Here is a 24,272-nt window from a genome sequence, read left to right on the forward strand (position 1 = left end):
TGTGCAGGTTAATCGCCTTGCCCGGGTTCGACAAATATCCCGTCAGGATCGTTCTTTTCATTAAAGAACCAGACCCCCTTCGGGTAATCATCCAGAGCGACCAGAAACATAACACCTTCACTGAATGTTTCCACCGCCAGTACTTTACCCTTACGCCGTGGCCCGTCTGCGGTTTTTACCGTTACCCACTCACCTGTCTGCATGTGCTGTCCTCTGCTGGCTTTATCTGACTACCGGGTCAAAACAAAACAGGACAACCCGAAGGTTGTCCTGTTTTACTGTCTATAGATACCATTGCTCACAGACTCAGATTTTGCAGCCTTCGCAATCAGCCTCGTCACTGAGATCCGCCGGAATTTCAGTGGCTTTTTGCTGTGCTTTGGCTTCTGCATCGGCCAGTTGTGCATCAATGTCAAATTCAAAAATATCGTCGCTCATTCTCTGTTACTCCGCTATTCACATGCCGTGCCAGTTATACCTGTTCACGACGGATTTTTCCAAACAGTTTCACCAGACACAGCACAATCGACCCAATTATCGCTCCGGTAACCAGTGGGGCGGCCGTGCTGCTCAGTACTGATAACCACAGGCTCCCCGCCGGGCGGCTGAGTTGTTCAACCCAGTGGTGTAACCAGGGTATACCGTGTATCGCTATCCCGCCACCGACCAGTAACATTGCCAGTGTACCGACTACCGACAAAATCTTCATCAGCAACGGTGCCAGCACCAGTAATCCGTCCCCCGTACGCCGGGCGACAGATGATGTTTTCTGTTGCAGCCAGTAGCCAAAGTCATCAATTCTGACAATTAATGCCACGATACCGTAAACACCGACCGTCACCAGCAGTGCAATTCCGGACAGGATAAGGATTTGATTCAGCAGTGGTGCTTCTGAAACAATCCCCAGCGTCAGGGCCACAATTTCGGCCGAGAGAATAAAGTCGGTACGTATTGCACCTTTAATTTTATCTTTTTCATAACGTACAGCATCCTGCTGACTGAAATTTTCCAGTCGTTTCTGTCTGGCTTCCGGTGTTTTTCGTTGTTTATCCGCAGTCAGCCAGTGAATAATCTTTTCCATACCTTCATAACTGAGATAAGCGCCGCCAAGCATTAATAACGGCGTAATCAGCCAGGGAACAAACGCCGAAATCAGTAATGCCAGAGGCACCAGGATCACTTTATTCAGTAAAGATCCTTTAGCAACACCCCAGACTACCGGCAGTTCACGGTTTGCTTTTACCCCTGTGACCTGCTGAGCATTGAGGGACAAATCATCACCCAGTACTCCGGCGGTTTTTTTCGCCGCCACTTTTCCCATCACAGAAATATCGTCCAGCAAGGTCGCGATATCATCAAGCAGAGCAAGCAGACTGGTTCCGGCCAAAAATAATTCCTTACCTGTTATCAGGTGTAAACGTGCCGCGGGATAATGCGGCACTGAAGATTAAGCAGAGTGACGCGCTATATTTCCGTATCCGCCGGATGGCAGCACGGGCATATTTCCATTTCGGTGACGGTCATATCGGCAATCCCCGGGGTCTGCCACTCTACCCGCACCGGCTGGCCCGCGGTCAGCTGGTGATGAATATATTTACTCACCGGTGTTTCTGTCAGACCACTGATCTCTTCAGTAGCTACCGGTTGGTCTCCTACATAAACAGTGGCAGTCGCATGGGTTCTGACCATCCGTTCATTCTGCAGGGCATAAAGACGCTTTACTGTCAGTTTGATACTGGCCATAACTGAGTTCCTGATAACGGGGATATAAGGTCACCCCTCACTTTACTCAATAGACCGCATGACAGGCAACCTTAGCCGCAGCACTGAAACACTATTTACTGCCCGCCGCTTTACTGACAAATACTCCTGAACGTGACAGACCAGTTTAGGCCACCGGTCCGTCAGCCGGGGGTTACTCCGGGGATAATTTTTGCCATAAATTCCTGCTGAATATTCTGATCCGGCTGCGGCTGTCCCCCGGACAGTTCGCTGCTTAACCTGGCCATATATTCAACCAGGAATGACGCGTGATATTCGGCCAGCACCCTGCCGGTTTCCGTATGCATCGTCGCCGGTAAACCGAGCAGCTTTGTCTGAAAGTGATCCAGTGACCACTGCACATCATTTAACGGCCGCTGGCGGGCAAAGGGATCATCACTGTCAAAAAGTGCCCTGCCGAGGGCCCCGGAAGTATAAAACACTCTGGCAAGACCAATCGCCCCCAGTGATTCCAGCCGATCAGCATCCTGCACTATTTTCGCCTCCTGGCTTTGTGCCGGGATTCCGGCGCTGAAACTATGGGCTTCTACGGCGTGGCTGACCGCCGGGTAAAGTTCACCGGGAAAATCGGCAAAATCTGCCTGCAGTACACGCAGAGTCTCGCGGGCTGCATAACGTGAGGCAAGATGGCGTTCCGGATGATTTTTAGGCAGATTGACAATATCATGGAAATAACATGCCGTGAGTACAATCAACGGGCTGGCTTCAGTACCGGCCATTATTTTACGGGCACTGGCCCAGACGCGTTGCAGATGCGCCAGATCATGAGCTTTATCCTGATGGTCCCAGTTAGCTCTGAACCATTGGTCAAACAGGGACTGCCATTCAGCGACTGATTTCATATTTACACTCCCTTTGTCTGGCCTGAGTACACTGCTATCCTTGTTTATCATAAGCCCGCATTCTGACAGTAATACGAATCACAACCAAATTTAATGTAACAATCGTCGTGTCGCCGTGGAAATACTGTCCTCCTCCGGAAGATTACTCAGCAGTCAGCGCCGTAAATTCTTAACCTCCGCCGGAGTCATTCGTTTTACCCACACCGGTCGCTGTTGTCTGATTGCTGATATAACTCTTTTTTATATTTTATCTTCAAAACTGCAGTAAAACTGTTTTCACAGCCTCTCTGTCGCGCTAGTCTCTTACCCCTGAATGCCCCCCTGACGATAATAGCGCGGTGTCATTCCGAAAAGTGATAAAAAAAACTAATTACTGGCAGGACAACTATGGACTCAACACTTACATCAGACAGCCATGGATCAAATGGTGACACCCTTTCCCGGGCCAGACGTGCCGCCTGGGGAAGCTTCGCCGGCGCAGTCGTCGACTGGTATGACTTTCTGTTATATGGCATCACCGCGGCTCTGGTGTTCAATCATGAATTTTTCCCGCAAATCAGCCCGGCAATGGGTACGCTGGCCGCATTTGCCACCTTCGGTGTGGGCTTTTTATTCCGCCCGTTAGGCGGCATTATCTTTGGTCATTTCGGCGATCGACTGGGCAGGAAGCGAATGCTGATGATGACCGTATGGATCATGGGATGCGCAACTGCAGCTATCGGTCTGCTGCCTTCATTTACTCAGATTGGCTGGCTGGCGCCGGTACTGCTGGTAACCCTGCGGGCAATTCAGGGATTTGCCGTCGGTGGCGAATGGGGCGGGGCCGCTCTGCTGGCAGTAGAAAGCGCCCCTGAGAAGAAAAAATCGTTTTACAGCAGCGGTGTTCAGGTCGGTTACGGTGTCGGGCTGTTACTCTCTACCGGACTGGTATCACTGATCAGTCACTTTACTACTGACCAGCAGTTTTTGAGCTGGGGCTGGCGCATTCCTTTTATTTTCAGCCTGTTATTGGTTGCCGGTGCACTCTGGATCCGTAACGGCATGCAGGAGTCAGCCGCGTTCCGCCAACAGGCATTACCGGTAAACTCTTGCCCCCCGCGCAAAGGATTACCGGTATTGCAGGCATTGATCAGACACCCCGGTGCATTTCTGCAGATTATTGCGCTGCGGTTATGTGAGCTTCTGACAATGTATATCGTGACTACTTTTGCGCTTAATTATTCCACGCAGAATCTTGGACTTCCGCGCGAGCTATTCCTGAATATCGGGCTGCTGGTCGGTGCTATCAGTTGCCTGACTATTCCCTGTTTCGCCTGGCTGGCCGATACCTATGGGCGCAAGAAAGTTTATATTGGTGGTGCGTTAACAGGCACTGTGTGCGCTGTCCCGTTCTTTATGGCGCTGGAGTCTCAGTCGGTAGTATGGATCATCTTTTTTTCTCTGATGCTGGCCAATATTGCCCATGATATGGTGGTCTGTGTACAGCAGCCGATGTTTACCGAAATGTTCGGTACCGGATTCCGTTACAGTGGCGCCGGGGTTGGTTATCAGGTGGCCAGTGTGGTCGGTGGTGGTTTCACCCCGTTCATCGCTGCCGCGCTGGTCAGCTGGTCTGCCGGAGGATGGCACAGTGTTGCCGTTTACCTGGCCGCCGGATGCCTTATCTCGCTGGTAGTTGCTGCATTTATGAAGACCCCTTCCCGCTGACAATTTCAGTTGCGTATCCCGGGATCCTTACCGGGGTACGCCCTTTTCATCTCCCCGCCCTATTGACACTACAGCCAGAAAGTATAGGATTAGCATCGTATCATTTTGTTATGTTATAACATACTTAAAATAATCTATCGCATTATCACGGGGATGCTCATGCCAGAATTTAAACAATCAGTCGCTGATATTTCTTCACTTGCGGATTCCGCCGCAAGGATACGCAGGGCAAAAAAACCGTTTTTCGCCCTGATGACACTGTTTAGCGCACTGCTAACCACCAGCCCACAGAGCATAGCCGCCGGAACATCAGTCGTACATGCTATCGGTATTGAAAATCAGTATGCCGATGTCATCAGTCAGATTGGTGGAAAATATGTCGATGTCACCTCGATTATCTCAGACCCGAATACCGACCCGCATACCTTTGAAGCCAGCCCGGGGATTGCACGACAGATAGCGGACGCGACCCTGATTGTCGAAAACGGTGCCGGTTATGATGACTGGGCAGATAAACTGATGGCAGCGTCGCCGAATGCTGCACGTAAAGTAATCAATGTCCACTCCCTGTTAAATCTGCCACAAAATACGGCTAACCCGCACCTGTGGTATCAACCTCAGACCATGCCTGTGGTTGCAGAGGCGATTGCAACACAACTCGCCGAACAATTACCGGCCCATGCCGCCTGGTTCCGTAAAAATGCCGAAAAATTCCGTCAGTCAATGCAACCGGTTGATCAGGCAATCAGTGCCTTCAGGACTGACTTCCCTGATACGCCGGTTGCGGTTACCGAGCCGGTAGGCGACTATCTGCTGGAGGCTATGGGGGCGAAGATCCTTACGCCCAAAGCACTTGAATACGGCATTATGAATGATGTCGACCCGGCCCCTCAGTTAGTCAGCGAACAGAATGCTCTGTTGTCAGGTAATAAGGTGCGGGTTTTCGTGTATAACCAGCAAGTGACCGATCCTGTCACCAGCCATTTCCTCAGCCTGGCGAGGGAACATCATGTGCCGGTGGTGGGTGTCTATGAAACCATGCCTGAGCCCGGCTATCACTACCAGTCCTGGATGCTGGCGGAAGTAAAAGCATTACGCAAAGCATTAACTGATAAGGCCTCAACCGAATCTCTGATGGCCGGAAAACAGTAATATGTCTGACAGGTCTCAGGTTCTGAGCGTCCGCGGGCTGGGGGTCAGTTACCCCGGCCGGCAGGTACTGCATGATGTGAATTTCGATATTGGTCAGGGCGAATTCTGTGGGCTTATCGGGGCTAATGGCTCAGGAAAAACAACATTATTCCGTACATTACTGGGCCTGCAGACCTTGAGTGAAGGCAGAATACTGTTAAATGGCGGTCAGGTTCAACAGGGGTTAGCCGCTGCGGGCTATGTTCCGCAGAAAAACTTCCTTGATCCTGATATCCCTCTGACGGCACGGGATGTGGTTGCTCTGGGCCTCGACGGACATCGTCCCGGCTTCAGCCTGCGGCCCCGTCGTCACCGGCAAATTATTGATGAGATGCTGGCAGCAACAGATGCACTCTGCTTCGCCAGCCAGCGGATCGGACGTTTGTCGGGAGGACAACAGCAACGGGTGTTAATCGCTCATGCCCTGGCCCGTCGTCCGCGCCTGTTACTGCTTGATGAGCCACTGGCTAATCTGGATATGGCTGCAGCAGCGGACATTATCAGTTTGCTGAAACGTCTGGCCCGTGAACAGCAGGTATCGGTATTGTTATCTGCTCACGATATTAATCCCCTGCTCCCGGTCATGGATCGTGTGGTGTATCTGGCAAATGGCCGGGCTGCCAGCGGACCTGCCGGAGAGGTGATCCGCACCAGCGTACTTAGCCGTTTATACGGATATCATATTGATGTCATCCGTGTGCATGGCCGGATGCTGGTGGTCGCGACAGATCCCGCAACCGCGCTGGCCGCTCCCGCCGATGATCAGTTGCCCCATGTCACCTCTGTTCCTTAGGTCTCTGCGTATGTTTTCTGTTTTTCTCTGTCACGGTTTCTTCAGCAGCCAGCCGGTGCAAACAGCGTTGATCGTCGGTGGCGGTGCTGCAGTGGTATGCGGTATCACCGGCGTCTTTGCGTTAATCCGTGGTCATGCTTTTGCCGGGCATGCGTTATCGGATATCAGCAGTGCCGGAGGCGCCGCCGCTTTTCTGCTCGGAATAAATGCCCTGGCCGGATTTACTATTATGGCGCTGGCAGGAGCCGCTGGTATTGAACTCAGTGCTGCACGTCACAGCCGGGAGCGTAGCCTGTCAACCGGCATAGTACTCAGTGCCGGACTGGGTTTTTCGGCCCTGTTCCTTTATTTTGCGGTCAGAAAACATAATTCTTCCGGTGCAACCTTATCGGTCATGTTCGGTTCTGTCTGGACCCTGCCGGCCGCGATTGTCCCGTGGATTATCATTTGCGGCGGATGTGCTCTGCTGCTGCTGATCTTAATCTGGCGTCCGGTATTACTGTGTGCCATTGACCCGGACCTGGCGAGGATGCGCGGGATTAATGTACGGCTGGTCGGGGTAATGCAACTGGCAGCTCTCGCTCTGGCCGTCGCCCTGTCGTCAATGACCGTCGGCGCTATTCTGTCTACCGCATTACTGACCGGCCCGGCAGCTATCGCACTGCGCTTTAGCCGATCGCCCCTGACTGCTGTCTGTCTGGCAGCGCTCAGTGGACTATTATCGGTCTGGCTCGGTATCTGGATGGCTTATCAGAGTTTCTACTGGACCAATAGTCAGGGCTGGCCGGTCAGCTTCTTTATCGTCAGTATTATTTTTACCGGCTGGGCAGTCAGCGGCCTGTTCCCGCGGGGGATCGGTTTTTTCCGCCAACTTTTCAGGAAGAAGCGTCATGTTTAGCGGTTTTATGTTTACCAGCTGGATAGCCGCCAGTCTGGTGGCAATAGTCTGCGGGCTGGTGGGTTTTTTTGTGATTCTGCGTGGTGCCTCATTTACCGCCCATGCACTGCCGATGAGTGCTTTTCCGGGAGCCGCAGCCGCCGTTTTACTGGGGGTTAATCCGTTCTACGGAGTTTTGTTATTTTCTGTACTGGGCGCATTAGGTATTCATACCTTCGGCCGCCATCATCACCGGGAAGTGGCTACAGCTTTGTGTCTGGTCACTCTGCTGGCTATCGGCACACTGTTGCTCAGCCTGAGCGGCCGTTATGTGCAATCCGTATACTCGTTACTGTTTGGTGATTTACTGGGTATCAGCCGTTCACAGCTGTTACCGCTGGCCATCAGCGCACTGGTTGCCGTACTGATGATCGCAACACTTTTCCGCCGTCTGCTGCTCAGTTCGTTTTCACCGGAGCTGGCAGCAGTGAGAGGGATCCCATTGCGTAATACCGAGCTGTGGTTCCTTGCGATCCTGGCGTTAACCACCAGTATTGCATTACCAGTGGTGGGTTCCCTGCTGGTCTTCAGCCTGATGATTGCCCCGCCAGCAATTGCCCGCTCATTATGCAGCCGGCCAGCCAGCGCCCTGTTATTATCGGTGGTAATCTCCCTGACTGTAGTTTGGAGCGCGATTGCCCTGTCATGGTTGACTGACTGGCCGCCGGGTTTTTTTGTCGGGACGCTGGGGGCACTGTTCTGTCTGATGGAACGCGGGTATTCTCGGTTTCGTGAAACAGCGTGCTCAAAGGACAGCTAAATTTTACCCGTATTCCCGCCACGCACGGCTGAGGTACGGGTTCGGTACTCAGCTCAGCCGCTGATTACAGTGGCTGAGTACCTTCCCCATTACCCGTATCCGCTATTCCCGCCAGTCGGGCGCTGAAATATTCAGCACTCAGTGCCGGCAGCACTAAAATGGCTTTGACAACCCTGCCAGCCGCCGTTAATATTCGCCCCGTCTTCACGACAATTCCTCTGTAGTTCAGTCGGTAGAACGGCGGACTGTTAATCCGTATGTCACTGGTTCGAGTCCAGTCAGAGGAGCCATATTAAAGAAGCCCGCTTAAGGAAACTTACGCGGGCTTCTTGCTTTTCATACAGCTCGGCGACTCATTATGTGATTCTGATTCAATAAGCTGGCGTGAAAAATCTTCCCGGTGCATTTTCAATTTTTCCTCCGCAGCGGGAGAATTTGGTGGTCAGATTTGGGGTCAAGTTGGTTCGATGACGGAGTGACCCCCAAATGTCTCTTAACGACTCAAAAATCCGCAACTTAAAACCATCAGCAAAACCCTTCAAAGTTTCCGATTCTCATGGTCTGTACCTTTTAGTTAATCCAGGCGGTTCACGTCTCTGGTATCTCAAATATCGCATCAATAGAAAAGAATCCCGCCTCGGCTTAGGTGCCTACCCTGATGTATCTCTGGCCGACGCTCGTCAGCAACGTGACGGTATTCGAAAATTGCTGGCGCAGAATATCAACCCAGCACAACAGCGATCCGCTGAACGAACTACTTCCTCACCAGAAAAAACCTTCAAGACCGTGGCATTGAGCTGGCATAAAAGCAACCGAACCTGGTCAGAGAACCATGCCGCCCGTCTGCTCGCCAGCATGAATAACCATATTTTCCCGATCATTGGACACCAGCCAGTCACAGAACTGAAAACTCGCCACTTCATCGACCTGCTGAGAGGGATTGAGAAAAAAGGTTTGCTGGAAGTGGCGGCACGAACCCGACAGCATATGTGCAACATCATGCGTCATGCCGTGCATCAGGAGTTGATAGAGCACAACCCGGCGGCAAATCTGGATGGCATCATCGCTCCTCCCGTTAAACGTCACTACCCTGCCCTTCCGCTAGAGAAACTACCAGAACTGTTGACCCGCATTGAGAACTACAAGCAAGGGCGAGAATTAACCCGTTTGGCAGTATCGCTCACCCTGCACCTTTTCATCCGTTCCAGCGAATTGCGTTTCGCCCGTTGGTCTGAGATCGATTTCAGAAACAAAATTTGGCCTAGTGGGAGCGAAGCTGCAAAATGCGACATCTGACTTTTTTGAACTGGATCTGAGTAAAAATCAGTCACCTGTGAAATGGTTGCCATAGCGATTACTCATTGATGATTCAGGGAGTTGGGATGATGTCACAGGATCAGACTTTTGATGACAGGGATGAGTGGCGTTTGCTTGCTGACGAGCTTTCGCTGTTACCGGGAATGACCGATACGGGGCGTTTGGGATTTGCCATTCAACTAAAATTCCGACAGGTACAGGGCCATTACCCTGAATCAATAAACGATTTCCCTTCAGGTATCGTACATGCTATTGCTGAGCAGATCGGATGCGCTGCTGTATCCCTTGAAAACTATCCGTTTCATGGACGGCAGGCTCAGCGACACCGACAACATATTCGTCGCTATCTGGGTGTCAGACTCCCCAATAAAGCTGACATTGCACGACTTAGCACCTGGTTAACCGAGTTTATTCTCCCGTTAAATCCGCAGGCTGTACACGGCAGCGAACTTGTTACTGACTGGTGTCAGGAACAGCTGATTGAACGTCCGGCTGCCGAGCACCTGGAGCGGATTATTCGTTCAGCCGTACACCAGTTCGAAACAACGCAACAAAACACCATATTTACCCGACTTTCACTCGACAGCAAGGTTGCCATCAATCATCTACTGTCAGCCGAAGAACCGGGCACTGCCCGGGTAAACGAAGTCACATTCAGCGGCCTAAAAGCTGACCCGGGAAAGCCCAGCCTGGAGAATGTCCTTTCCGTCATCGCCCAGCTAAAATGCCTTGATGGTGTTGCGCTACAGCCGAATATTTTTCAGGGCATATCCCCTAAATTCATCGTGCAGTTTCAACAACGGTGTGCCAGTGAATCGATCAGGGAGCTTCGTCGCCACCCTTCAGCGATCCGTTACAGTATGGTGGCTATGTTTTGCTGGCGTCGCCGCCAGCAGCTGACCGATGCGTTGATTGAGATGTTGATGGTGCTAATCCATAACCTTGGCACCCGGGCTGAAAAAAAGGTCGATAAAAAGCAGTTTGCGGCGTTTAAAAAAGTCAGGGGCAAAGCGCGTTTGCTGTTCCGCATGGCCGAGGCCACAGTTGACCAGCCGGACGGCGTCATAAAGGAGGTTGTCTATCCCGTTGTCTCACAGAAAATGCTGCAAAATCTGGTCGATGAATTTAAAACGCTGGGGGTAAATACTGAGCAGGAAGTACAGGAATCCATGCGTTCTTCTTACGGTAGCCACTATCGCCGGATGTTGATGCCGGTACTGGATCGGCTTGAGTTTCAGTCCGGCAACGCCCTGTATCGGCCCGTTATTGATGCTATCCAGATTATTAAGGAAAACAGAACCAGCAATCAGAATTTCTATGCGGTGGGTGATGTGCCTGTTGACGGTATTATTCAGAAAAAATGGCGGGATGTTGTCATCGTACAGAGCCAGTCCGGTGAAGAACGCATTAATCGTATCAACTATGAAATTTGTGTTTTACGGGCTTTACGCAAAAGCCTGCGCAACAAAGAAATCTGGGTCACAGGCGCTGATCGCTATCGTGATCCGGCAGAAGATCTCCCTGCCGATTTTGCCACTAACCGCGCATATTATTATTCCCTGTTGCAGGCACCTACTGATGCGACAACCTTTATTAATCAGATCAAAGGCAGGATGCGCCAGTGGCTCGGTACCCTGAATAATGGCTTGCCAGATAATCCCAAACTTCGCATCAGGGAACAGGGGAAAAATCGTATCCACCTGACGCCGCTGGATAAACAAACTGAGCCACCCAACACCGCTGCGCTGAAGCAGGAGATTGGCCAGCGTTGGGCCGATCTGGAGTTGATAGACATACTCAAGGAGGTGGATTTACGGGAACATTTCTCGTCGTTATTTCGCACATCTGCCAGTCGGGAAGTTCTTGAGCCTGAGGTATTACAACGCCGCCTGTTATTATGTCTGTTTGGCCTCGGTACCAATGTAGGCCTGAAGCGTATCGCCAGCCAGCAACCCCGCGTTAACTATGATGAATTGCGCTACGTTAAACGGCGGTTTATTCAGAAAGATGCTTTACGCTCAGCGATTTCACATATTGTGAACGGTATTTTCCGTATTCGTCAGCCCGCTATCTGGGGAAATGCGACGACATCCTGTGCTGCGGACTCCCGAAAGTTTGGTGCGTATGATCAGAATCTGATGACAGAATGGCATGCCCGCTATGGCGGGCGCGGTGTGATGATTTACTGGCATGTCGATACGCACTCCACGTGTATTTATTCACAATTGCGCCGCTGTTCCTCATCGGAGGTGGCCGCGATGATGGAAGGAGTTCTGCGTCACTGTACCGATATGGAAATAAACCACCAGTATGTGGACAGCCACGGGCAAAGTGAGGTGGCCTTTGTGTTCAGTGATGTGCTGGGGTTCGATTTATTGCCGCGCCTGAAAGCGATCGCCCGACAGAAACTGTATGTGTGTGAAAAGGAAGATGCCTTGTTGTACCCGCATCTGACGCCGGTTTTAACCCAGGGGATCGACTGGGAGCTTATTGCACAACAGTATGACGAGATAATTAAATATACAGCGGCACTTAAAACCGGAACAGCCGAACCCGAGGCCATATTACGACGATTCACCCGCAATAACATTCAGCATCCAACCTATAAGGCACTCGCGGAGCTGGGCAAAGCGATTAAGACTATCTTCCTCTGCCGTTATTTGCAGAATGAGTCGCTGCGTTGCGAAATTAATGCGGGTCTCAACGTCGTGGAAAACTGGAACAGCGCCAATAATTTTATTTTTTATGGTGAACACGGAGAATTTACCAGCAACCGGCCTGCGGATCAGGAACTGTCGATGCTCTCTTTGCACCTATTGCAAATCAGCCTGGTCTATATCAATACCTTGTTGATTCAGAATGTGCTCGCTGAGCCAGTCTGGCAGCATCGAATGACAGAAGAAGACTGGCGTGGTCTGACGCCATTGATATACCACCATGTTAATCCATATGGTCGTATCGAACTGAACATGGATCAACGGCTGGCGCTGGCAGCCTGATAGTGTCCAGAACCGTTCGGTTTCGTACACTGGATCTCAATACTGTCCGAAAGTAAGTGAAATTTATTTCGGACATACATTATAATCCGTACATCCTTTTCGGACGGAAATTTCATTATGTCACGCGTTTTTGCTTACTGCCGCGTTTCCACACTGGAGCAGAACACGGAAAACCAGCGCAGGGAAATAGAAGCTGCCGGTTTTGCCGTCAAATCCCAAAGGCTTATTGAGGAGCACATCAGTGGCTCCGTTGCTGCCAGTGAGCGGCCGGGATTTACCCGTCTGCTCGACAGAATGGAAAATGGTGACGTGCTGATTGTCACCAAACTGGATCGTCTTGGACGAAATGCTATGGATGTCAGAAAAACAGTGGAACAGCTGGCTGCGTCAGATATTCGGGTTCACTGCCTGGCACTGGGTGGCGTGGATCTCACCAGCCCGGCCGGAAAAATGACCATGCAGGTGATTTCTGCCGTAGCGGAATTTGAGCGCGATCTGCTGCTTGAGCGCACACACTCGGGTATCGCCCGGGCCAGAGCATCAGGGAAACGCTTTGGACGCCCCTCTGCCCTGAATGATGAACAGAAAAAATCGGTACTGGAACGGCTCAGTACGGGAATGTCTGTGAGTGCAGTGGCCCGTGAATTTGGAACGACCCGACAGACTATTCTCAGGGTAAAGGCGGCTATTCCAGCAGCGTAAACCACCATGTCTGACAGAATCAGTCGTTTCTTTGTCCCGGAACAATGACGATAAAATATCGCCTGGTTACGATGGAATGTTATTTATAGATAAAAATGTGCAGGGAATCAGCATGGAAATTATTGGCGACAACACCTGTATTACCAGCATCAGGCCCAAAAGTAAGGTTGTTTACTGTCGCGGTGAGCCGCATAAATACTGGCTTGAGCTTCAATTCGTGGATGAGAACAACAATCCGGTTACCGGGCTGAATGTGCAGCTGGAATACCACCCGCTGGCCTCTGCAAAGGAGGTCGCTATGTGGAAAAAATATGGTAACCACGACTACAACCCCACGCCGCCGCCTAATCCGCCCGCCGGGGTGACCGACAGCCAGGGACTGGTTCGCTTCGACGACCTGTACTGGATAGCTGTTGACGTGAAGACCGACGCCCAGACACTGGCCGACGAGATGAAAAAGCGCCCGCTGGGCCTGCGGCGCAACCCGAACAGCCAGCCGGTGAGCAACAATATGTTCCGGCCGGAAACCCGCGATCCCAAATGGCGTTCAGACGTGCAGGAAAAGGCCGAGGCAGCCGGGTACATCCATCACTATGTGACCATCGGGGAGCTTTGCGACCGGCTGCCGGAAATCGAGGGCTGGACTGAGCCGGATCCGCCGAAGTTTCATTTTCCCCCCGGACGCTCTCTGAAAGGCACCGAGATAGTGCGGGAGGCTCTGGAGAAGCGGCACGTTATCGAGATCTGCCCGTTCCGGGCGTGGGTGCTGGATCTGCACGATACGAAAGAGTATGACCTCGCCAACGGGCTTAACCTCGGCATCATGGCCGACCTTGCCTATTCAGCCGAAAAAGAGAATAAAACAGTCGATTACTTCTTCCGGCAGAAATGTCTGGACCTGTCCTGCATCCCGCAGTTTGCCGAGTTTCCGTCTTATTTTCACACGCTGTCGGTGGACGTGCCGTTCCGCGATCGTTATCTGGCACCTGTATATCTGAATACAAAGGACAGTGAGCCATCGGAGGGTGATAGCCGCTTTTTTACGGCCGAGTGCGGTACTCATGTGCTGGTTGCGTGGTGCGGAACGGACAGCCTTCTGAATGCCCTGACGGATGCCTCATTCGGGCCGAAGAAGTGCCTGCCCGAGCTTGCCGGTGCGGGTAATATTTACGGCGGTTTTCTGGAAGCCTATGAGCTGGCTAAACGGAAATTTAAGGACGAATTTGATTCAATAAAAGCTGTGATAAAAAATCAGAAATCTTTATTTGTTTGCGGTCACAGTCTGGGGGGTTCCCTGGCACTGCTGTATGCCGCCGAAATGAAAGATAACCATCCGGTACTGTACACCTACGGGATGCCGCGCACGTTTACCCGCGCGGCAATGCCGTTTCTGGACAGCATCACTCACTACCGCCACGTCAATGATAACGACACCGTGCCACAGGTGCCGCTGGAAACCGATATGGACAATCTGTTCTATCAGACGCTGGGGCCGCTGGGCGACAAGCTGGGCTTTAACTGGCTGGCAACGTCGGTTGCCGGTCTGCCGGTCTCTCTCTGGCAGAAAGACATGGAGTTAAAAACGGGGATACGGCTGAAAAAAGACCCGTACTGGCATCACGGCAACACCGTCGTCTTTTTCCGGGCGCAGCAGTGTTCGATGAAGCTCACCAGCCCGAACAGGAAGAGTCTGGTTGATGGTGAGGTATATACCCGGCATTTTGTGGCCGTTAAGCTCTTTCTGGTGCCCTCCCTGAACGATGAGTGTCTGAAAGCAACCGGCGAGCATCAGGCGGCGTTTATCCAGTGCCTGAGCCCGGCCAGTCTGGCAAAGACCTTTCCCAAGAACACCAACCCCACGCTGGACGGCCTCGGCACCGATCCGCGCAGCCATTCGATGGCGCACCGCTACCTGTCCTATATCCATAATCAGGTGCTGGAGCTGGCCGATCCGGCGCGGGAGATGAGCAGGAAAGCGATGCGGGAAAAATTCCGGGAGGAAGTTGAGAAAAGCGAACCCTACAGCAATCCCGATGAGGTTGAGCGTAACCGGCAGTTCATTGCCCTTCAGAATATGCTGCCGGTTACGCTGCACCGGACACAGACAGAGGAAACGGGGAAGAATGCTCTGATCCGCTTTACGGCGGTAACGGAGGAAGAAGTTGAATTCTCTATCTAAAATCGCCGTATTTTTGCCTGCTGTCGTGTTGTTATCAGGGTGCGATGGGCATACTGATCAAACGCTGTTACCGCCGGATAATGCGCGGCGGGTGACGGTGGCCGTCAGGGTACCTGAGGGGATTACGCTGCTGCCGATGCAGATGCTTTACCGTTCGGAACGGTGTAAGAGCAAAGACTATAATTCGAGTAATAAAGCCTATGAAATTCGGGGGTTTAACGGTTTTAAGCAGGCGTTCAGCCCGCAGGGTAGCGGCGATCTCTGGCAGCAGAATATCGCCATTGACGGCGGCGGTCCATGCCAGTGGCAGCTTAATTCTCTGCGTGTCAGCTTTAAGATTTCTGACAGCAACCCTCTGGTGAAGGGGAAAAAGGTTATTGAAACCAGCTATATCTTTGATTTTGATGATTACGGGCTCAGTGACGGATACGGAACAGGAAGGGCAAAAGAAGTCAGTGGAGACCTTGATTTAAAGACGGATTTTTTCCCGATGGAGACCCATTTTTCTGATAACGATATTAGCCTGAAGTTTTTCGGAGGGGATACCAGACTTGAAAATTGGCGTAGACGTTTCCGACTTCATGATACTCAAAATATCCTCATTGAACCGATAGTTCACCTTGATAAAGTTGTGACGTTGGAACCACCTGATAAACCTGGTAATTGGATGGCAATGTACCCCGATGGTAGTCGTTCAGAAATTCCTCGCATCGCCCCGGATTATGACAGGTTACTGTCAATGAAATAGGAGATATATGTACTGAATAAAAAACCTCCGGCATAGCCGGAGGTTTTTCAGATGCGCCTATAAGGCTCTGTTACCAGCAGCGCCCTAACAGGCGCATACGATCTGACATTTGCATCATGAACCGTTACTTACTGCCCGTAAACGGGCTACCCGGATACGGCATCGACAATTGTTCTCCCAGCTTGTCCTGAGACAGTTGATGCCTTATGTATTCCTTTATCTTTGTCGTATTTTTTCCTACCGTGTCAACATAATACCCACGGCACCAAAACTCTCTGTTTCGGTATTTAAATTTCAAATCGCCGAACTGCTCATAAAGCATCAGACTGCTTTTACCCTTCAGATACCCCATGAAGCCCGATACGCTCATTTTTGGCGGGATCTCAAGAAGCATATGGATGTGATCTGCACAACATTCCGCTTCAAGGATATCCCTCAGTGTCAGCATAGTTGGGGGGGCTTACCAGGGAATATATCAATCATCAAATTCTTCCTTATAAAAATCACAAGTTAAATTTATTTGCCACGCATCCTGTTAATTTGAGGTTTCCGTTGATGTAATGAGAACTATTTCATCATCAGAGTTTCGGACTAACCTCTGCATCGCTGCATTAAAACGATAGTCCACCACCAGCACCTCTTGTTCTATCCAGCGCTGTTCCTGCCTTAATTGCCTGAGTTGAGGGCAATCCGGAGCGGTCTCCCAGGCATATTTTCTGGCCCCTATCATGTCATTAATCTGGTGTGCTGACGGCCAATAGTCCGGTAACCAGATCCGGCAGGGGCGGGCTAATGAGTGGGATAGTTGTCGGGCAATCGTCAGACCATTCGGATCAAGATCGGGAAAATGTACCCAGGGGATATCCTGTCCGTATTGAGAAATCCATCGGCAGGCAGGTTGATAATTCATACCGGGAGCCAAAATCAGTATTAAACCATCAACAAGCGGCATATCAACATACGCGCCTAAATTCTCAACGGTCATGATCAGTTGCGCCGATGTCATGTCCAAAGAGAGTAAATCAAGTAGCATTCGTTCTGGAAAACAACACTCCGAACGCCATCGACTCTCATCATCTGCAAATAAAACGTTTTCCCCGTTATTACAGGTAAACGTTAGCCGCAGTTCCGTCCCCTGACTACGAAGTCGCAGGACATCATCATAGGTAACGGTCTGCCCTTTGACTAAGGGCTGGCTCAGACCTGCCTTACTATTACCTCGCCATGCCGACGCTGATTTATGATGGATCCTTTGCAGGCGCCGGGGGATAGCCGGACGATGCTCTTTCCTGCCAACGATCTGTTGCTGAATCTGTTGCTGCACCTGCGCGAGCAGAATTTCCAGGCGTTCACTTTCCACCAGCCGCCAGCGGTTGCGCGTGGAAGGGATAATAATACCCAGTTCAGCCAGATAATTTCGCAGCGACTTTTCCTTAGCATTTTCGGACATCATTTTCCGTTCTTTCAGTTGCTGAAGAATATCGCCAAGTTCACTGACCGGGAAACCTAACTGAAACAGTTCCTGATGCATTAAATTACTTTCACCTCGTCACTTTCAGCATTCTCTGCTGTAGCCAGATAGCTATCAACGTCAAATGGCAGCTGCTGGGCGTCGCGGACACCGGTAATTTTCACCTGATGGCGCGTAACACTTTGCCCGCTGGCCCCCGTGTTCTCTGTCCTGACTATGCGCACCAACTGGTAGCCAGTTCCGGTAATTTTACCTAACGTTTCCGGGGCCGCAACCAACATCTGGCACCCAGTTCTTACCGCCAGTTCGTGGACTGTCGCCTGAGAGGCGGCATCCAGACGGGAAACCTCGTCCATCACCAGTGGCAAAGTGAAAGGCTCTTTATTGCCATGAGAGCTGCGTCCCCAGTGCCTGAGCACAGCAATCAGCACTGCCAGCCCGGAGCCGATTCGTTCCCCGGTTGACAGGCTGGAAGCGTTCAGTAGTTCAAATTGCTCTGCACCACGACGCTGGATTAGTGTTTTTACATCCAGGTAGTTACGGTGATCCAGCAAATGTGAACCCTCAATTTCATGTTGATTGATTTTTTTATACAGACCTGCCAGCGCTTCGGTAACGGTTCCTGCCGTGGAAAAGAGATCGTCCATGCCATAACCGCCTGATTTCAGCGCGTCCAGAGTATCCTGAAAATGTTTAACCGTCCTGGCTTCCAGACGCACACTGGCAACCTGCCCAAAACCAATCCCGGTAAGTTCAGCACTTAACCGGCTTATCGCCCTTTTTTCATCGTTGATCCGGCGCGATAGCGCGTCGGCCAGCTCATCTCTGCGCATCTGGAATGCAGCTTCGGTTTCAGCAAGCATCCGCTGTGCATCTTTCGCTGCCTGAGACAATGCCAGCAGCATTTCCCGGGGTTGCGTGGTGCGCTGGATATCCTGACGAGCTCGTCGGCGAAACAGCGCCACTGCGCGGCTATAAAGCGTGACACAGACTTCAGCAATGTCAGATGTCTCCTGACCGCAGAGCGTCAATTGCTGCATGAAGGGGTCGGCTGAAGAAATAGAATATTCAATAGTTAGCCGGGTCAGTTGAGTCAGTCGTGGTTGATCGACCAGCAAGGGCTCTCCTGGTGAGAGTACTTTGCCATTTATCAGCATCTCGCGCATTTCAGTTTCCAGCTCAGCATAAGAACCATCAGCTTTTAATGCGCTTATAATTCCGTTGCGCTGCTGAGTTATCTGTTCAATTTTTTCAGCCAGGGCAGTGAGTTTGTTATTTTGATTTGTCAGGTTTAATTCTTCTTTTGAGCGTTGCTGATGCATCTCAGCCGTTTTTGTATTGCACTCTCTTAAATTGTTATTCAGTTTTTCAAGTTGGCTCTGTAAATGTGTTAGCTGTGAGGCAAGGTTTGTTTCCAGACCAAGTGTGTAGGGAAATGGTAAATTATCCAGATCATTTTTAGCATCATCACGATTCTGGCGGTAGTGAGTGATCGCAGATACCATATCTGAATAAAATTTATCTTTTTCAGCTAACTCACTTTTTGCATTTGTAAGTTCTTGTTTAATCCGTTCGCCGTCCTGTTCCAGTCGTTTTTGATCGTCTGATAAGACGATTTGCGCTTGTGCTCCATCTTCCAGTATTTTCTGAGCATTAACATATTCCGGATTAAGGTGAGCACGCACACTGTCTAACGCTTTCACCCGTCGAGCGCGCATTGCAGAGGTTTGCCAGGTTTTCTCGCTCTGCTCAACCTGCTGGCGTACTTGCGCGATATTCTCCGGGTATTCTTCCCGTAGTAATGGGTACTCTTTTTCTATCTGATTAATTAACGGCTGATAGCGTTTAATATCACGCCCGGCAGCTTCAGCCCGTTTTATCTGATCAGCAATCCCGGCCAACTCCTGAGGAAAATCGCGAAACAGTATTTTTCTGTCTGGTTCACATTCCTGTAGCGCCAGTAAGAGACTCCGGCTTTTTTTCCACTGACCGGACACGCTTCTGTGTTTTTCTTCAATATCTGTCAGAGCGGTATGACGATGGCTTCGCTGCCGGCGAGTATCTTCCAGTGGCGGTTCATCATTCCAAATAAATGAGGGGGCCGCGCTAACGGCCTTAAGATGTTCGTTGTTACGTTCAGCGTCTTCAATCTCACGTTCCAGCGTCTCGATCTTTTTTTCTGCCCGTTGAATCTGTTGGTCCAATTGAAGGATAAGCGCCTCACGGGCTTTATCACCTAATACGGGCTTTGAGCGTATCTGGCTGATACGGCGGTATCGCGGTTCATCTATAACACACCAGGGCGGGAGGATACTCTCCGCTGTGTTATATTCGTCGGTGATATCTTTAAAAAATGATTCCGACTCGAACGACCCGTTGCGTAAAACGTCTATAGGCTGGGTTACACTGATCAACAAAATATCGGGAAGCGGCCATTGCTCATCGTATTGTGTAAGTAATTGTCTGACGGCATCATCGACATCGCCATTGACAAGTATGGCGAACATTAACGGTCCTAATGCCGCCTCGAAATACCCGGCATCCTGTACTTCAATATCTGCGTACAATTCAGCCACCGATATTCCTGATACGTCAGCGGCAAGAGTCCGTAAATATTCAAGACTCCCGGCTTCTCTTCCGCTCAGTTTGTCACGACGTCCACGGCATTGTTTGATTTCAGTTTCGTAGCCACCGACTATCTGCCGAAGTGATTTAACGTGTAACGCATGATCAAGAATAAGTTGTTCGCAGCGTTGTGGCGTCAAATCATCATCAGGATAAATAGTGCGTAAATAACTAACCGATGGCTGATATTGATGCCACTGCTGACTCTGTTGCTCATAGCGTGCAATATCGATGTCAAGCTGATTAATTTGTTCTTTCACTTCGATCTGACGTTGTGCTAATTGTTCCTTTTGTTCACTTAAGTACAATTCTTGCTCTTGTTGCATCGTCAGTTGCTGCACAAAATCTTCATCGTTCAATAGCAAGGATATAATGCCAGCATCACGAAGCCGCTGCTGAAGGTGTCGCTGTTTTTGATGAGCGCTCTGTAGTACCTTTTGATGCTGTTGTCGCCCCCCTAATTGAGCATCTTCGATATGCCATTTTTCCAGTTGAGCACCTTTTTCTCTAAACCAGTTCTGGGCGTCTGGAGGAGAAATATCATCCCCCAATTTTCGCGCGCTGTTTGCGGAAAAAGTATAAGCATCCAGGATATCCTGATGAGATCGTAATTGGCGCTCCACATGGTTGAGGGTCTTTTCCGCCTCTTTTTCCTGCTTCACGAGTTGTTCAATGAATGCGCTTAATCCAGACAGTGTAAAAACCATATTCCATTGGTTAATCTCATCATAGAGCTGTTTGGCGTGGTTATATTGCAATGCCATTTTCTGGGCAATGCTATAACGCGACACAACATTAGATAACTGTTTGGCTGTGCGTAGCTGGCTCTCTTCGTTCTCACTTTTTTTTCTTTCCAGCTCATCAACAATACCTTGCTGGAGTTTGCTTGCTTCTTTCGCACTCTCTAACTGCGGTTCAAGTTTATTCAGTTCACCAATTGCTTTTTGCTCATGATCAAAGTAAATCCTGCCATCACGAGCACATAACCGCCGTGGCTCAATATCACTCATCTGCTGTTGCGCTATTGATTGTTCCGATTTTATGACGTCTTCCTTGCGCCTTAGGGTACTCAGGGTTTCTTCAATTTTTTCCAGCTCACGTTCAATCCGATATTTTTCTCTCTGAATAGTCGTACGCTCTTCATCATTCATCGCCAGTGTTTTCTCAATAACTGACCACGTATTGGCTGAAAATGATAAACTCAGCGTCAGTAATGAATTAAAAAACTGATAATCCTTTTGATAATTTTGCAGATCTTGCTGCGTGAGCCTGACTTTAATCATCGACTCATGCACCATATTCACAACGGAATGTATATTCCCGCGAGTATGGGCCATTAAATAGGCGCTGAGATGTTTTTCTATCGATTTATCCAGACGCCCGGCCATTGCCGAATGAAGGATCTGGGCCAGACGGTATTTATCATCAGGTGACTGACAGGCTCGGGGTAAAATGCCATGCTGAAACAGTGCCAGCATGTAGGCATTTGGGTCTTTAAATGTCTGAATAGCGCATCCTAATAGTGCTGCTTTATCGCGTAGCTGATCGGTGGTGACCGGGTGAGCCACTTGTTCTTTACGATCAAGTAAACAATCCAGAGGGTTAACGCTATCGGGAAGTTTCAAACAAAATAGCTGGGTTTCTAATGTTGTTCCTGTCTTTTTTTCAGCCCTGACGACGTACAGATGCCGGTGGCCTGTCCCGCGGGCCTCAATCTCCAGAGCAACAATACTGGGCTGCCCTAAGCGTGGAAACATTTCGCTGTCTTTTATTGATGTTGAAACTTTGAAATCATCCTTAGTCCCTAAACTAATATAGCGAATATCAGGGATTTGGCTGAGCATAAACGCGCCCAACAAAGACGTTTTTCCCGCACCATTATTGCCCAACAATGAAATGGTACCGCCATACTGTCGCGATGTACTCAGTGCGTGAGGATTCACCAGATTTAACGTTCGGGCCATAATGCCATTAATGTTGACAATACTAAGGCTACGTATCAGAGGATAGTGGTTCACAATGGGCCCCCTTCATGAGTCCCGGAAGCAAATAAATCGCCCGTGGTATTCATTTCTTCTTCGGCAGAGAAACGATCTCTCTCTGCCAAATCTTCATCTACACTATCCCGCGCTGCCTCATCAATATTGACCAGATAACCTTCCTCGATCAGTTCTTCCAGGCGTTGTGGAATTTCTGACTCTTGCTGTAATCCTCGCAACGGTTCAATAAAACGATAGATCGCGGGTGTTGCCTGGAAGGATTGCCGATCCTTAGAGAGTTGAATGAAAGCATAGCGATCGAATACTATAAGCGACTTTCTGATTTCATCCTGGATTTTAGACAAATCGTATTGGGTCTGTTGGCCAGGACGACGGCGAAATAACTCCAGCATTCTGGTTTCGGATAACTGATTACTCATTCGCTCAAGTAGTTGGTTCGTGGTGAACCACTCTTTTTGGCTAAGTTGTTTTTCGAGTTCCATTGCAACCATAGTCAGGCCCGTGACCATCTGTAACTCATTAAATCGCTCTAAGGGTATTTTTCCACGGCGCCGGGGCAATAAGTAATAAACAGATTCATTGGAAAAGCATAAAGATAAAGACAAACAGTCGTAATATTCGCAAAGCGGATTAAATGCCTGATGAACAAATGAATACAGCATATAATCTGCAGGTAATATATTAACCCCTCTGCGTAATTTATAATCTGCAACTGGGAACAGAGGTGATTTCATTACATCCAGAAATGTATTAAATTGATCACCCTGTGTAGCTTTAAGCTCAGTCATTGAGATCACCTTGTGAAGTTAGCCATTGCTCTTCGATTTCGTAATTTGCTGACTCATCCATTAAAACCCATTCCGGGGAGATATCATCCTGAATATTATCACTCTGTGTCATCAGTTCTTTTATTGTGCACTGTGCCAAGCGAAAGCGATCTGTTTCATTAAATGGGAATTTACTTAAAATATTTCTGATAACAGAGACGTTACTCACCGGTTTATTATCACGTAATGCCTTTTCAACAAACTCCCTTGCGAAACTCTCTAACTGAAACGCAGGCATCTCCCGTACCAATTCTTCATCATCATTATCATCAAGGAACAACGCATTATCCGCCGGAGGTGGCGGTGTGTCCCATTCACGTAATTGCATTAGCTTAACGGTCGAAGGTAATGCTAACGACCATGATGACCGGCCAAATAACTCAATAGTACGATCGATTAAATATCCCAGATTAGCATTAGGATCTAACGCAATACGGATGCGTATACGATCCAGTACGCTGCTAAAGAATCCGGATAAATCCCTTAAGGAATGATTAGCGAATTCCCGAACATCCATTAGTGAACCAAACAAAGAGGATAATGTATTTTTTAATCGCTGAGCCCCGCCTTTTTGTACGACTGTATTTTGCAAAATTTCCAGCTGTATTAATACTGAATCGGCACGGTTCATTACCAACATTCTTAAATCGTTGATCTGACCAGCCAGCGTGCGTATTATTTCCAGAAGTTGCTGAATTTCCGTTTCCAGAGAAATACCAATTTCAGTTTGTATCTCGGAGCGCATTGAATGAAATTTAGAAATAAGGAATTCCTGATTTTTAAAAACCCCCGTCAGGAGATCCTTCAGGCTCGGTAAAAAAATGTCTACCTTTACCAACCATTCACTATCAGTAATTTTTTCTCCGTCGCTGGCAGCATTTAAACTGGACAGTTCCTGATCAATTCTCAGATAACGTTGACTTAATGTTTCTTTATCCTCTAATTCATCAGATTGTTGGAAAGGTTTTAACAAATCATATGCCAACTGAGTCAGGCGATATGTTCCACCCACATCTGCTACAGACATCCCGGCCAGTGACAACAATCCCTGTTCCAGCGCTCGTTTCAGAAAGTTATTAACCCGAACATCGGTGGTATTAGGATCTTCATTTATTCTTTCATCAATATAACGGATGATGCTGTGACATGTCGTTTCATCGTAGCCGGATTGTACAAAGTGATGCTCATTATTCGATTCGACACCTGACTCCTCCATACCCCACATAGCCATCGCTGCCAGATAGCTAAACTCATTAGGGGTAAGGTGCAAATTCGGCTGGTATTTACTGATTTTTAACAGTATGCAGCTTAGTGGGCTAGTAAACTGCTGCGGTGTAGGTGCGACATTGTCCATGATAAAGCTCACCTCGGCTTTTCTCGTTCAGTATCTAC

General features: G+C 49.6%; 19 protein-coding genes, 1 tRNA gene and 2 pseudogenes. 11 read left to right on the forward strand and 11 right to left on the reverse strand.

The annotated features are described in order from the left end of the window. Window positions 1-8: 8 nt before the first annotated feature. The 5 genes from dsrB to JK216_RS10880 form a co-directional block, all read right to left on the reverse strand. Window positions 9-203, reverse strand: a complete 195-nt coding sequence (gene dsrB / locus JK216_RS10865) for a protein DsrB (RefSeq protein ID WP_212709304.1) — start codon at window positions 201-203, stop codon at window positions 9-11. Window positions 204-306: 103 nt separating this feature from the next. Continuing rightward, complete coding sequence (locus JK216_RS17145) at window positions 307-438, reverse strand: hypothetical protein (RefSeq protein ID WP_256441190.1); 132 nt, start codon at window positions 436-438, stop codon at window positions 307-309. Window positions 439-472: 34 nt separating this feature from the next. Further along, window positions 473-1,387, reverse strand: coding sequence for a DUF808 family protein (locus tag JK216_RS10870; protein ID WP_212709305.1), 915 nt, complete (start codon window positions 1,385-1,387; stop codon window positions 473-475). Window positions 1,388-1,464: 77 nt separating this feature from the next. Next, window positions 1,465-1,743 (reverse strand): hypothetical protein, encoded by a 279-nt coding sequence (locus JK216_RS10875; protein ID WP_212709306.1) that lies wholly within the window; start codon window positions 1,741-1,743, stop codon window positions 1,465-1,467. A 161-nt stretch (window positions 1,744-1,904) separates the two neighbouring features. Continuing rightward, on the reverse strand, window positions 1,905-2,624 hold the full coding sequence (locus tag JK216_RS10880; RefSeq protein WP_212709307.1) for a phosphohydrolase: 720 nt from the start codon (window positions 2,622-2,624) through the stop codon (window positions 1,905-1,907). A 387-nt stretch (window positions 2,625-3,011) separates the two neighbouring features. Between JK216_RS10880 and shiA the strand changes: the two genes are divergently transcribed. The 5 genes from shiA to JK216_RS10905 all read left to right on the forward strand — a co-directional run bounded on the left by shiA (window position 3,012) and on the right by JK216_RS10905 (window position 8,012). Continuing rightward, window positions 3,012-4,331 carry a shikimate transporter gene (shiA, locus tag JK216_RS10885; protein ID WP_212710638.1) on the forward strand — a complete coding sequence of 440 codons (1,320 nt, stop codon included), beginning with the start codon at window positions 3,012-3,014 and terminating at the stop codon, window positions 4,329-4,331. A 159-nt stretch (window positions 4,332-4,490) separates the two neighbouring features. Continuing rightward, window positions 4,491-5,483 (forward strand): zinc ABC transporter substrate-binding protein, encoded by a 993-nt coding sequence (locus tag JK216_RS10890; protein ID WP_249213126.1) that lies wholly within the window; start codon window positions 4,491-4,493, stop codon window positions 5,481-5,483. 1 nt (window position 5,484) lies between these two features. Further along, entirely contained in the window at window positions 5,485-6,315 is an 831-nt protein-coding gene (locus tag JK216_RS10895; protein ID WP_212709309.1) for a metal ABC transporter ATP-binding protein, read from the forward strand. Window positions 6,316-6,370: 55 nt separating this feature from the next. Next, window positions 6,371-7,213 (forward strand): metal ABC transporter permease, encoded by an 843-nt coding sequence (locus JK216_RS10900; RefSeq protein WP_343876842.1) that lies wholly within the window; start codon window positions 6,371-6,373, stop codon window positions 7,211-7,213. Beyond that, a complete protein-coding gene (locus tag JK216_RS10905) occupies window positions 7,206-8,012 on the forward strand; it encodes a metal ABC transporter permease (RefSeq protein ID WP_212710636.1) in 807 nt (268 codons plus the stop codon). The genes JK216_RS10900 and JK216_RS10905 overlap by 8 nt, the downstream gene beginning before the upstream one ends. Window positions 8,013-8,076: 64 nt before the next feature. On the opposite strand, the gene JK216_RS10910 is transcribed toward JK216_RS10905, so the two are convergent. Next, window positions 8,077-8,220 (reverse strand): hypothetical protein, encoded by a 144-nt coding sequence (locus JK216_RS10910; RefSeq protein WP_212709312.1) that lies wholly within the window; start codon window positions 8,218-8,220, stop codon window positions 8,077-8,079. Between the two features lie 6 nt (window positions 8,221-8,226). Here JK216_RS10910 and JK216_RS10915 point away from each other — a divergent pair. The 6 genes and pseudogenes from JK216_RS10915 (at window position 8,227) to JK216_RS10940 (ending at window position 15,957) form a co-directional block, all read left to right on the forward strand. Further along, window positions 8,227-8,302 (forward strand) — tRNA-Asn (locus tag JK216_RS10915). 196 nt (window positions 8,303-8,498) lie between these two features. Next, window positions 8,499-9,272, forward strand: a pseudogene (locus JK216_RS10920) (integrase arm-type DNA-binding domain-containing protein); the annotation flags it as partial. Window positions 9,273-9,376: 104 nt separating this feature from the next. Beyond that, window positions 9,377-12,328, forward strand: a complete 2,952-nt coding sequence (locus JK216_RS10925) for a Tn3 family transposase (protein ID WP_212711799.1) — start codon at window positions 9,377-9,379, stop codon at window positions 12,326-12,328. A gap of 117 nt (window positions 12,329-12,445) precedes the next feature. After that, window positions 12,446-13,030: a recombinase family protein gene (locus JK216_RS10930; protein ID WP_212710635.1), complete on the forward strand. Its 585-nt coding sequence runs from the start codon at window positions 12,446-12,448 to the stop codon at window positions 13,028-13,030. 112 nt (window positions 13,031-13,142) lie between these two features. Then, window positions 13,143-15,209 (forward strand): lipase family protein, encoded by a 2,067-nt coding sequence (locus JK216_RS10935; RefSeq protein ID WP_212711800.1) that lies wholly within the window; start codon window positions 13,143-13,145, stop codon window positions 15,207-15,209. Further along, window positions 15,193-15,957, forward strand: a complete 765-nt coding sequence (locus JK216_RS10940) for a hypothetical protein (protein WP_249213125.1) — start codon at window positions 15,193-15,195, stop codon at window positions 15,955-15,957. Before JK216_RS10935 ends, JK216_RS10940 begins: the two co-directional genes overlap by 17 nt. 124 nt (window positions 15,958-16,081) lie before the next feature. Here the strand turns inward: JK216_RS10940 and tnpA are convergent. The 5 genes and pseudogenes from tnpA to JK216_RS10965 form a co-directional block, all read right to left on the reverse strand. Next, window positions 16,082-16,387 (reverse strand): annotated as a pseudogene (gene tnpA / locus JK216_RS10945) (IS200/IS605 family transposase); the annotation flags it as partial. Window positions 16,388-16,492: 105 nt separating this feature from the next. Further along, window positions 16,493-17,488, reverse strand: coding sequence for a Wadjet anti-phage system protein JetD domain-containing protein (locus JK216_RS10950; RefSeq protein WP_212710633.1), 996 nt, complete (start codon window positions 17,486-17,488; stop codon window positions 16,493-16,495). Continuing rightward, window positions 17,488-22,071 (reverse strand): chromosome partition protein MukB, encoded by a 4,584-nt coding sequence (gene mukB / locus JK216_RS10955; protein ID WP_212711801.1) that lies wholly within the window; start codon window positions 22,069-22,071, stop codon window positions 17,488-17,490. Before mukB ends, JK216_RS10950 begins: the two co-directional genes overlap by 1 nt. Further along, window positions 22,068-22,841, reverse strand: a complete 774-nt coding sequence (locus JK216_RS10960) for a chromosome partition protein MukE (protein WP_212711802.1) — start codon at window positions 22,839-22,841, stop codon at window positions 22,068-22,070. Before JK216_RS10960 ends, mukB begins: the two co-directional genes overlap by 4 nt. Next, complete coding sequence (locus tag JK216_RS10965) at window positions 22,834-24,234, reverse strand: hypothetical protein (protein ID WP_212710630.1); 1,401 nt, start codon at window positions 24,232-24,234, stop codon at window positions 22,834-22,836. Before JK216_RS10965 ends, JK216_RS10960 begins: the two co-directional genes overlap by 8 nt. Between the last annotated feature and the right edge of the window lie 38 nt (window positions 24,235-24,272).

Origin of the sequence: Tatumella sp. JGM94 (assembly GCF_018257595.1) — a bacterium.
GTDB classification, from domain to species: domain Bacteria; phylum Pseudomonadota; class Gammaproteobacteria; order Enterobacterales; family Enterobacteriaceae; genus Tatumella; species Tatumella punctata.

Excerpts from the sequence above, each read along its gene's own strand:
- dsrB (WP_212709304.1), bottom strand. The coding sequence starts at position 203 with ATGCAGACAGGTGAGTGGGTAACGGTAAAAACCGCAGACGGGCCACGG.
- JK216_RS17145 (WP_256441190.1), bottom strand. The coding sequence starts at position 438 with ATGAGCGACGATATTTTTGAATTTGACATTGATGCACAACTGGCCGAT.
- JK216_RS10875 (WP_212709306.1), bottom strand. The coding sequence starts at position 1,743 with ATGGCCAGTATCAAACTGACAGTAAAGCGTCTTTATGCCCTGCAGAAT.
- JK216_RS10880 (WP_212709307.1), bottom strand. The coding sequence starts at position 2,624 with ATGAAATCAGTCGCTGAATGGCAGTCCCTGTTTGACCAATGGTTCAGA.
- shiA (WP_212710638.1), top strand. The coding sequence starts at position 3,012 with ATGGACTCAACACTTACATCAGACAGCCATGGATCAAATGGTGACACC.
- JK216_RS10890 (WP_249213126.1), top strand. The coding sequence starts at position 4,491 with ATGCCAGAATTTAAACAATCAGTCGCTGATATTTCTTCACTTGCGGAT.
- JK216_RS10895 (WP_212709309.1), top strand. The coding sequence starts at position 5,485 with ATGTCTGACAGGTCTCAGGTTCTGAGCGTCCGCGGGCTGGGGGTCAGT.
- JK216_RS10905 (WP_212710636.1), top strand. The coding sequence starts at position 7,206 with ATGTTTAGCGGTTTTATGTTTACCAGCTGGATAGCCGCCAGTCTGGTG.
- JK216_RS10925 (WP_212711799.1), top strand. The coding sequence starts at position 9,377 with ATGATTCAGGGAGTTGGGATGATGTCACAGGATCAGACTTTTGATGAC.
- JK216_RS10930 (WP_212710635.1), top strand. The coding sequence starts at position 12,446 with ATGTCACGCGTTTTTGCTTACTGCCGCGTTTCCACACTGGAGCAGAAC.
- JK216_RS10935 (WP_212711800.1), top strand. The coding sequence starts at position 13,143 with ATGGAAATTATTGGCGACAACACCTGTATTACCAGCATCAGGCCCAAA.
- JK216_RS10950 (WP_212710633.1), bottom strand. The coding sequence starts at position 17,488 with ATGCATCAGGAACTGTTTCAGTTAGGTTTCCCGGTCAGTGAACTTGGC.
- JK216_RS10960 (WP_212711802.1), bottom strand. The coding sequence starts at position 22,841 with ATGACTGAGCTTAAAGCTACACAGGGTGATCAATTTAATACATTTCTG.
- JK216_RS10965 (WP_212710630.1), bottom strand. The coding sequence starts at position 24,234 with ATGGACAATGTCGCACCTACACCGCAGCAGTTTACTAGCCCACTAAGC.